Genomic DNA, 2,291 nt, shown 5'->3' on the forward strand with positions numbered 1-2,291 from the left:
CTACAGGAAATGATGGTTTTTTCTTGCGAGGGTAGCCTTCTTTCCTCTTCCCTCTTTCTTCTTCCTTCTTCCTTCTTCCTTCTTCCTTACCTTTGCTATACAAGACCGATGCTACCGGACATGATATGACTCCTAAGTAATTAAACAGGAGTGATGTTAATTAATACCAGTCGCGGTCAATTAATTGATACAAAAGCAGCAATTGAAGGTATAAAATCTGGAATAATTGGTTATTTTGGAATTGATGTTTATGAGCAAGAAGAAAATATTTTCTTTAAAGATTTATCTGATACAGTTATTCAGGATGATACTTTCCAGTTATTACAATCTTTCCAGAATGTTTTGATTACTTCTCATCAGGCATTTTTCACTAAAGAAGCACTGAATGATATTGCTACTACAACCTTATCTAATATTACTGACTTTGAGCAAGGAAAGCCTCTCCAAAATGAGGTAAAGCTTCCTGAAAAAGTTCGGACTAAAGCATAAAATGGATACAGAGATATTATTTTAGCCTACATTACGTACTTCAATATGTCGTATAAATGATCGGGAGTCCTAATTTAGAATTCAGGTAGGGGATCCATCAGATTAGCAACGTACAGGAAAAAATAATAGTTGTCATAATTAGTGATGCCATTTTAGAAAAATAATGTTACTAACAATAAGTGTGATTAAAATAATTTACAGTAGATGTCCCTTTGAGAAAAAAATAGAGTTTCTGACCTAAAAACTGGTTCTGAAGACATTCATTCTGACTCCTGACTCCTGATTCCTAATAAAGATGCTAATCATTTGTAGCAAAAATTTATCGAATTAGTATTAGACTTTTAAAAAGTATTCGATGATAGAGAAGGAGATGTTTTGGTACAATTATGTCTCCATTGAGTTAGAACTTGTTCTCTGTAAACCCTTCGATTTCTTCGTTTATGAATAAATTCATTGTTATTAACAAAATAGCCCATACGAGCATTAACAAAACCATTATAGGCAATTTCTACTGGAAAAGTTTTCCAACCATAATTGCTTCTATTGTTCCGCTCAAACCAAACTAATTTGTTAGTATTTTCATATCTACAAATATGAATTACTCGACTCTCCGTGCGGAAAAATGCCTCCTGAGATAAATTACGATTTATATTTTGGCAACTCAAATTATTGTTGGCAAAAGGAGGTTGATTATAATCATCATAAAATTCCGGTTGTGATGGTTTAGAAGCACCTTTACGGTTTTCATATTGACCATGTTTGAGGTAATGTTGGTAAGCAGATTGAAATTCTCCACGACGTATCGCATTTCTAACGTCAGGGTTATGTCGCAAATATTCTTGCTCATCAAATATTTTGAAAGCTGGGGGGCGATTTTCATATTGTCCATATCTGACATAATGTTCATAACCAGATCTATATTTTCCTTGACGTACTAGCTGTGCAACATCAGGGTTTTGACGTAGATATTTTTGTTCGTCAAATTCTCTGGTATAATTTTCTGCAAGTGCTAGGGGAGTATTACAAATAGTTAGAGCTACTACAGCGATCGCTACTATATTTGTTTTCATCTTATTAAGATTAAGCATTTTTGAACACCTCAACTATTAATTGTTCTTAATTATTAAGGTATCTCCTGAGTTATATAGACTGTGAGGTATTTTAGGCAGTTAAAATTTTTTTTTGTGACTTACCTAAGTGCCTTAACATCCTGTTTCCTTTACAGTGCTTTTCGTTTGAGTAAACCAAAAAATATAGCAGGGAATAGGGGATAGGGAATAGGGAATAGGGAATAGGGAACCCACCCATAACCCCTCCTGAGAGGGGAATAATTGACAATTTATGGATAAGAATTGATTTTTTTTAATTTCCACCAGATGTCTAGTGATATCATGTCCGGTAGCATCGGTATTGTATAGCAAAGGTAGGGAACAGGGAACAGGGAACAGGCAAGAATACTTAAGGGCAATAAAAAACTTAAATTTCCTGTAGATATTCACCCTTGGGTTACACAAACGCCCCCAGCAGACATGATATGATTGTATATTATTCAGGATTTACGCAGCACAACGTATTTTCGTCATTGCGACCCATAGGGAAGCAGTCTCAAATCCTAGTTTTTCGTACTTCATGGGTAAGTCCTATTATTCTTAACATTTACTACTCCCCTACTCCCCCACTCCCCCACTCCCTGACTCCCCTACTCCCTACTCCCTACTCCCTACTCCCTATTACCTGCCATAACAGTGCCAATTTATGAAGTGTCTACTTGTCGGATGATTCTGCTTTACTATTTTCGTAGA

General features: G+C 35.5%; 1 protein-coding gene and 1 pseudogene. One reads left to right on the forward strand and one right to left on the reverse strand.

The window, feature by feature from the left end; translation table 11 throughout:
• Positions 1 to 147: 147 nt before the first annotated feature.
• A pseudogene (locus F6K13_RS29145) lies at positions 148 to 489 on the forward strand (NAD(P)-dependent oxidoreductase); the annotation flags it as partial.
• A gap of 341 nt (positions 490 to 830) precedes the next feature.
• Here F6K13_RS29145 and F6K13_RS29150 read toward each other — a convergent pair.
• Entirely contained in the window at positions 831 to 1,577 is a 747-nt protein-coding gene (locus F6K13_RS29150) for a hypothetical protein (protein ID WP_124144858.1), read from the reverse strand.
• Between the last annotated feature and the right edge of the window lie 714 nt (positions 1,578 to 2,291).

The organism is Okeania sp. SIO2B9 (assembly GCF_010672505.1).
In the GTDB taxonomy this organism is placed as follows: Bacteria; Cyanobacteriota; Cyanobacteriia; order Cyanobacteriales; family Microcoleaceae; genus Okeania; species Okeania hirsuta.

Coding starts and splice junctions, on each gene's coding strand:
- F6K13_RS29150 (WP_124144858.1), bottom strand. CDS start 1,577: ATGCTTAATCTTAATAAGATGAAAACAAATATAGTAGCGATCGCTGTA.